Origin of the sequence: Kitasatospora sp. NPDC057500 (genome assembly GCF_042802195.1) — a bacterium.
Lineage (GTDB): Bacteria > Actinomycetota > Actinomycetes > Streptomycetales > Streptomycetaceae > Kitasatospora.
In genome coordinates this window covers 60,075-67,397 of sequence record NZ_JBHVER010000021.1, presented here as the reverse complement: position 1 = coordinate 67,397, position 7,323 = coordinate 60,075, and the positions used below count along the sequence as shown (strand labels likewise).

The 7,323-nt window shown below is 75.7% G+C and carries 6 protein-coding genes; 4 read left to right on the top strand and 2 right to left on the bottom strand.

The window, feature by feature from the left end:
* The coding region (locus tag ACFU74_RS07385; RefSeq protein WP_380753183.1) for a putative bifunctional diguanylate cyclase/phosphodiesterase at positions 1 to 2,059 on the bottom strand (2,059 nt) is incomplete at its 3' end.
* On the bottom strand, positions 2,056 to 2,862 hold the full coding sequence (locus tag ACFU74_RS07380; RefSeq protein ID WP_380753181.1) for an SAM-dependent methyltransferase: 807 nt from the start codon (positions 2,860 to 2,862) through the stop codon (positions 2,056 to 2,058). The genes ACFU74_RS07380 and ACFU74_RS07385, both read right to left, overlap by 4 nt.
* A gap of 177 nt (positions 2,863 to 3,039) precedes the next feature.
* Between ACFU74_RS07380 and ACFU74_RS07375 the strand changes: the two genes are divergently transcribed.
* The 4 genes from ACFU74_RS07375 to egtC all read left to right on the top strand — a co-directional run bounded on the left by ACFU74_RS07375 (position 3,040) and on the right by egtC (position 7,264).
* Complete coding sequence (locus ACFU74_RS07375; RefSeq protein ID WP_380753178.1) at positions 3,040 to 3,492, top strand: SRPBCC family protein; 453 nt, start codon at positions 3,040 to 3,042, stop codon at positions 3,490 to 3,492.
* 288 nt (positions 3,493 to 3,780) lie between these two features.
* The gene (gene egtA, locus ACFU74_RS07370; RefSeq protein ID WP_380753175.1) at positions 3,781 to 5,136 is read left to right on the top strand and encodes an ergothioneine biosynthesis glutamate--cysteine ligase EgtA; all 1,356 of its coding nucleotides are present in this window, start codon (positions 3,781 to 3,783) and stop codon (positions 5,134 to 5,136) included.
* Entirely contained in the window at positions 5,133 to 6,527 is a 1,395-nt protein-coding gene (gene egtB / locus ACFU74_RS07365) for an ergothioneine biosynthesis protein EgtB (protein WP_380753172.1), read from the top strand. The genes egtA and egtB overlap by 4 nt, the downstream gene beginning before the upstream one ends.
* Positions 6,527 to 7,264 carry an ergothioneine biosynthesis protein EgtC gene (egtC, locus tag ACFU74_RS07360; protein ID WP_380753169.1) on the top strand — a complete coding sequence of 246 codons (738 nt, stop codon included), beginning with the start codon at positions 6,527 to 6,529 and terminating at the stop codon, positions 7,262 to 7,264. Before egtB ends, egtC begins: the two co-directional genes overlap by 1 nt.
* The last annotated feature ends 59 nt before the right edge of the window (positions 7,265 to 7,323 follow it).

Here is a 7,323-nt window from a genome sequence, read left to right as displayed (position 1 = left end):
GGCGCACCGGGCGGCCGACGTGCCAGCCCTGCGCCCAGTCGCAGCCGATGACGCGCAGCCGCTCGGCGTCCCGGCCGGTCTCCACGCCCTCGGCGGTGACGGTCAGTCCGAGGGCGTGCGCCATCGACACCAGGCCGCTGACGATCCGCCAGCCGGTCTCCTCGTCCTTGGCCGGGTCGTGCAGGTCGCCGACGAAGGAGCCGGCGATCTTCAGCCCGGAGACCGGCAGGTCGCGCAGGTAGGCGAGGTTGGACCAGCCGGTGCCGAAGTCGTCCACGGCGAGCGAGACGCCGAGGCCGACCAGCCCGTGCAGGGTGCGCAGCGCCTCGTCCTCCGGGCCGACCACGGTGGACTCGGTGATCTCCAGCTGGAGCCGGGCCGGGTCGAGGCCGGTGGTGTCGAGGATCCGGCCGAGGTCGCCGACCAGGGCGGCGCTGCGGGCCTGGCGGACCGCCAGGTTGACGTTGAGCTGGGGCGCGGCGTCGCCGAACCGCTTGATCCAGTCGGCGGCCTGGCCGCAGGCCTGCTCCAGCACCCAGCGGCCGAGCGGCATGATCAGCCCGGTCTCCTCGGCGGTGGTGACGAACTCGTCCGGGCCGAGCACGCCGAGCTGCGGGTGGCGCCAGCGCACCAGCGCCTCGACGGCGGTGAGCCGGCCGTCGGCGAGCGCGTAGAGCGGCTGGTAGTCGATGAAGAACTCGCCGCGGTCCAGGGCCGCGGGCATCCGCACCGAGACGGCGTAGCGGGAGACGGCGCGGGCGTTCTCCTTGGGGTCGAAGAGCGTCCAGCGGCCCCGGCCGGCCTCCTTGGCCCGGTAGAGGGTGAGGTCGGCGGCGCGGACGGCGGCGCCGGGGGTGGTGGTGGAGACCCGGCGCTCCAGGACGCCGACGCTGGCGCCGACGGCCAGCTTGTGGTCGCCGATCAGCACCGGTCCGGCGAGCGCCTTCAGCACGGTCTTGGCGGCGGCGACCGCCTCCTGCTCGCCGCGGCTGTTCTCCAGCAGGACGACGAACTCGTCGCCGCCGAGCCGGGCGACCAGGTGGCCGAGCGGGGTGAGCGCGGCCTTCAGCCGGGCGGCGACGGCGCACAGCAGCTGGTCGCCGGTGTCGTGGCCGAGGCTGTCGTTGACCACCTTGAAGCCGTCGAGGTCGACGTAGCAGAGGCCGAACCGGGCGCCCGGGTCCGGGTCCTCGAAGAGCTTCTCCAGCCGTTCGAAGAACGCGGCCCGGTTGGGCAGGCCGGTGAGCGGGTCGTGGGTGGCCTGGTGGCGCAGCCGCTCCTGGAGCCGGTAGCGGTCGGTGACGTCCTCCAGCATGGCGACCTGGTAGACCGGGCGCCCGTCGTCGTCACGGATCAGCGAGACCGTCAGGTGGGTCCAGACCACCTCGCCGTCCTGGCGGTAGTACGGCTTGTCGAACTGGAAGTACTCGCGCTTGCCGCTGATCAGCTCCTCGTAGGCGTCCCAGACGCCGTCGGCGTCCTCGGGGTGCACCAGGTCGCCGACCCGGCGGCCGATCATGTCGTCGGGGCCGGCGCCGAAGAGCTCCTGGAGGGCCCTGTTGACGGCCAGGATGTTGCCGTCGGTGTCGCCGATGCCGATGCCGATGGCGGCGCTCTCGAACAGGGCGCGGAAGCGGGCCTCGGAGGCGCGCAGCGCCTTCTCGGCCTCCTTGCGGGCGATGTCGGCGGCGGTGCGGATGGCCTCCTGCTCGCGCAGGGTGCGCTCGCGCAGCGCCGCCGCCCAGCCGGCCGCGAAGGCGCCGCTCAGGGCGGGTCCGCGGCCGTCGTCGGCGGGCTGGCGCTGGAGCAGTTCGACCGCGCGGGCCAGCACGACGGGGTCCGTGAAGTGGGCGTCGACCAGTTCGGCCCCGGCCGCGGCGGCCAGGTGCGGCTCGAACGGGTGGTCGAGCTGGGCGCGGTGGAGCAGTCCGGCGGTCCGGGAGACCAGCCGGCCGAGCAGGCCGGGGTGGACCGCCGTGCCGTGGTCACCGGAGAGCAGCCGCGCCCAGTCCTCGTGGAACCGTTCGGCGCCGCTGCTCGGTTCCGGCGCCTCCGTCACGGACGGAACCCCACGCCCGCCACGCCGGTCATCCGCTCGGGGTGCTCGCCGACGGCCTCGGGCTGGTCCGGGCGCCACTGCGGCAGGTAGACGACGCCGGGCTCGACCAGCTCGAAGCCCTCGAACATCGCGGTGATCTGCTCGTGGGTGCGCATGGTGAGCGGGGTGGGCGTCATCCGGTACAGCCGCTGGTGGTCCTCGGCCTGGTCGGGGCGGCCCTCCAGGGAGGCGTGCGAGAGGACGAGGGCGCTGCCCGGCGGGAGGGCGTCGCGGATCACCGAGATCAGCTTCCACGGGTCCTCGGCGTCCTGGACGAAGTGCATGACGGCGACCAGCAGGACGGCCACCGGCTCGCCGGCCGCGAGCAGCTCCGTCACCTCGGGGCGGGACATCAGGTCCTCGACGTCGCGGACGTCGGCCTGGACGACGGAGCTGCCCGGGTCGTCCTCCAGCAGCAGCCGGCTGTGGGCGACGGCGACCGGGTCGCGGTCCACGTAGACGACCTGCGCCTCGGGGCGGATGGCGCGGGCGATCTCGTGCACGGCGCCGAAGGTGGGGATGCCGGAGCCGATGTCCAGGAAGCGGCCGATGCCGCGCTCGGCGGCGAACTGGACGGCGCGGCGCAGGAAGGCCCGGTTGGAGCGCATGATCTGCGGCAGTTCCGGCCACAGCGCGATGGCCTTGCGGGCCATCTCCCGGTCGACCTCGAAGTTGTGCGAGCCCCCGAGGTAGTAGTCGTAGACCCGTGCGGCGTTCGGTTTGTCCAGGTCCGTGCCCTCCGGTACCCAGTTCGGTCGCCGCATCCTCGGGACTCCTTCGCTCCGGTTCTGGTGGACCAGCCGCCTGGTGTGGCGACTGTGACTGATGAGACTACAAGCACAAAAGATCCTCCTCTGCACGTCGAACGCATGCAAGCGGAGTGCCGCCCTCCTGTCGGTGGCGCGCAGGGCGTCCCGGCCCCCGCCGCTACAGTGCGTCCCGTGGACCCCAACCACTACCGGTTCCACGGGGTGTGGCGGCTGGCCGCGCCGCCGCGGGAGGTGTTCGAGGCGCTCGCCGACGTGGCCGGCTACCCGCGCTGGTGGCCGGAGATCCGCGGCGTCCGGGAGGAGGGGCCGGACCGCGGCGAGGTGCTGGTGCGCGCGCTGCTGCCCTACCGGCTGGTCATCGGGCTCACCGCCGTCCGGCGCGACCCCGCGGCCGGGGTGCTGGAGGCGGCCATGCACGGGGACCTCACCGGCTGGTCCCGCTGGACGGTGACGGGGGACGGCGAAGGCGGTGCGCTGGCGCTGTTCGAGGAGGACACCCGCCCGGCCAAGCCGCTGCTGCGGCGCCTGGCGCTGCCCGCCCGGCCGCTCTTCCGGGCCAACCACGCGGTGATGATGCGGCGCGGGCGGCGCGGCCTGGCGGCGTACCTGGGCCGGCGGGACTGACTGCCCCTCCCCGGCCCGGCCCCGGCCCCTCCCCGGCCCGGCGGGCGCGACCCGGCGGACGCGTCAGACGGACGCGACCAGGCGGCCCGGGCCGCACGCACGGCGGCCGGATCGGTGCGCCCGGCGGCCGGAACCCGTCGTCCGTTCTCCGGGTTCACCCGTCCGCACCGCCCCGGCCTGCGACGACTGGCCTTCACCAGATGTTTGTGCGGCGCCGCCGCATGGTCCGGGGCAGACTGGGCAAGGTAGTCCGGGCCGCATTCCAGTGCCCCGAGGATGGTGAGTCCGGTGATACCGCTTCGACCGCCCAACCCGACCGACCGGCAGAGCGGGGAACCGCACGCCGGCGCGGTGAGCCCGCTCACCGAATCGGCCGCGCGCAGCCACATGGCGGGCGTCTGCTTCAAGATCGGACCGCCCCGGCTGGTCGGCGTCGAGGTCGAGTGGTTCGTCCACGACGACCGATGTCCCGACCGTCCGGTCCCCCCGGAACGGCTGCACGCCGCACTGGACGCACTACCGCTCGGCGGCCCCGACGGGACCTCGCTCCCCTCCGGATCCCGCCTCACCCTCGAACCCGGCGGTCAGGTCGAGCTCAGCTCCCCGCCCGCCGACAGTCTCACCGGCTGCGTCGCCGACACCCGGCGCGACCTCGGAGCCCTGCGGGCCGCCTTCGCCGCCCAGGGCCTGCGCCTCACCGGCACCGGAACCGACCCGCTGGCCCGCCCCCGCGCGATGGTCCTGGACCACCCCCGCTACCTCGCGATGGAGCGCCACTTCGACGCCGCGGGCCCCTGGGGAAAGATCATGATGACCGGCACCGCCTCGCTCCAGGTCTGCCTGGACGCCGGCGCCGAGGACGGCCCGCAGGCCCTGGACCGCCGCTGGCTGCTCGCCCACCGGCTGGGCCCGGTGCTGGTCGCCGCCTTCGCCAACTCCCCGCTGCTGGACGGCCGCCCCACCGGGCACCGGTCCACCCGGCAGACCGTCTGGTCCCGGATGGACCCCACCCGCACGCTCGCACCCGCGCCCGACCACGGCGACCCCCGCGAGTCCTGGGCCGACTACGTGCTGGACGCAGAGCTGCTCTGCGTGCGCCGCCACGACGGCCTGCCGTGGACCGCCCCGGCCGGACTGACCTTCGGCGACTGGCTGCGCGGCGGCGGCGAGCGTCCGCCCACCCTGGCCGACCTCGACTACCACCGCAGCACGCTGTTCCCGCCGGTGCGCCCGCACGGCCACCTCGAACTGCGGATGATCGACGCCCAGCCGGGCGACGGCTGGATCGTGCCGACCGCCCTGGTCACCGCGCTGCTGGACGACCCGCTCGCCGCGGACGCCGCGCTCGCCGCCCTGGAGCCGCTGCAACCGCCCGGGGAGAGCGCCCGCCCGCCGCGCAGCGACGTCTGGCGCCGGGCCGCCGCCCTGGCCACGGCCGACCCCGCACTGCGCCGCGCCGCCCTCGCCTGCTTCGCCGCCGCCGACGCCGCGCTGGGCCGCCTCCCCGGCGCCGAGCGGCTGCGCGCCTCCGTCGCCGCCTTCGCCGAGCGCTACCCCGCGCGCGGCCGCTGCCCGGCCGACGACCAGCTGGACGCCCTGCGCGCCGGCGCCCGACGCACTCCCCCGGAGGAGGCCGCACCATGATCGACGACGCCCGCCAGGCCGGGGCCACTCCCCCGCCGGACGCCACCCCGGAGGTTCTGACGCCGGAGGCGCTGCGCGAGACGATCGCCGTCGAGCTGCTGGCCGCCCGCGCCCGCACCGCCGCGCTCACCGACTGCGTCGAGGACCACGACCTCACCACCCAGCACTCCCCGCTGATGTCCCCGCTGGTCTGGGACCTCGCGCACATCGGCAACCAGGAGGAGCTCTGGCTGCTGCGCAACATCGGCGGCCGCGATCCGATGCACCCGGAGATCGACCCGCTCTACGACGCCTTCGAGCACCCGCGCGCCGAGCGGCCGAGCCTGCCGCTGCTGCCGCCCGCCGCGGCCCGGGCGTACGCGGGCGAGGTCCGCGGCCGGGTGCTCGACCTGCTCGCCGCCAGCCCGCTGGAGGGCCCGCCGCTGCTGGCCGCCGGGTTCGCCTTCGGCATGATCGCCCAGCACGAGCAGCAGCACGACGAGACGATGCTGATCACCCACCAGCTGCGCAAGGGCGAGCCGGCGCTGGCCGCTCCCCCGCCGCCGCCCGCCCCGGCGGACGCCGCCGCGCTGCCCGCCGAGGTGCTGATACCGGCCGGCCCGTTCACCATGGGCACCGACACCGAGCCGTGGGCGCTGGACAACGAGCGCCCCGCCCACCGGGTCGACCTGCCCGCCTTCCGGCTGGACACCACCCCGGTCACCAACGGCGCCTACCTGCGCTTCATCGCCGACGGCGGCTACGACGAGCCGCACTGGTGGACGCCCGAGGGCTGGGCGCACCGGCGCGGCGCCGGACTGAGCGCGCCGCTCTTCTGGCACCGCGAGGACGGCCAGTGGCTGCGCCGGCGGTTCGGCGTGCTGGAGCCCGTGCCGCTGGACGAGCCGGTCCTGCACGTCAGCTGGTACGAGGCGGACGCCTACGCCCGCTGGGCCGGGCGCCGGCTGCCGACCGAGGCCGAGTGGGAGAAGGCCGCCCGGCACGACCCGGCCACCGGCCGCTCCAGGCGCTACCCGTGGGGCGACGGCGCGCCCGGCCCCCAGCACGCCAACCTGGGCCAGCGGCATCTGCGCCCGGCCCCGGCCGGCAGCTACCCCGAGGGCCAGTCCCCGTACGGGGTACGGCAGTTGATGGGCGACGTGTGGGAGTGGACGGCCAGCGACCTCCAGCCCTACCCGGGCTTCCGGGCCTGGCCGTACCGGGAGTACTCGGAGGTGTTCTTCGGCCCCGAGTACAAGGTGCTGCGCGGCGGCTGCTTCGCGGTGGCGCCGGTCGCCTGCCGGGGTACCTTCCGCAACTGGGACTACCCGGTGCGCCGGCAGATCTTCGCCGGGTTCCGCACCGCCGCCGACGTCGACGGCGGGTCCGGGTCCGGGGCGGGGGCCGGCTGATGTGCCGCCACCTCGCCTACCTGGGCGAGCCGGTGGCGCCCCGGACGCTGCTGGTGGAGCCCCCGTTCGGGCTCTACCGGCAGTCCTGGGCGCCGCGCCTGCAGCAGTACGGCACGGTCAACGCGGACGGCTTCGGCCTCGGCTGGTACGCGGACGGCGACGAGGTGCCGGCCCGCTACCGGCGGGCCGGGCCGGTCTGGGCCGACGCCTCGTTCGCCGACCTCGCCCGGGTCCTGCGCACCCGGGCGCTGCTGGCGGCGGTCCGCTCGGCCACCGAGGGCTGCGCGGCGGGCGAGGAGGCCGCCGCGCCGTTCGCCGCCGGGCGCTGGCTGTTCAGCCACAACGGGGCGCTGGCCGGCTGGCCGGAGCGCACCGGTGCGCTGGCCGCACTGCTGCCGCCGCGGGAGCTGCTCGGCCTGGTCGCGCGCACCGACTCGGCGCTGCTGTGGGCGCTCACCCTGCACCGGCTGCGCGCGGGTGCCGGGATGGGCGAGGCGCTGGCCGGCACCGTCGCGGAGACGGCCGCGCACACCACCGGGCGGATCAACCTGCTGCTCACCGACGGCCGGGAGATCGCCGCCACCGCCTGGGGCGACACCCTGCACCACCGCACGGTGCCCGGCCTCGGCGTCCTGGTCGCCTCCGAGCCCTCCGACGACCACCCCGGCTGGACGGTCGTACCGGACCGGTCGCTGCTGCTGGCCGGACCGGACGGGGTGACCGTCAAGCCGCTCTGAACGCGGCGTCCCGCGGCGCGGCCTTCGGCCCACCGCAGGTTCACATCTCTTCACTTCCT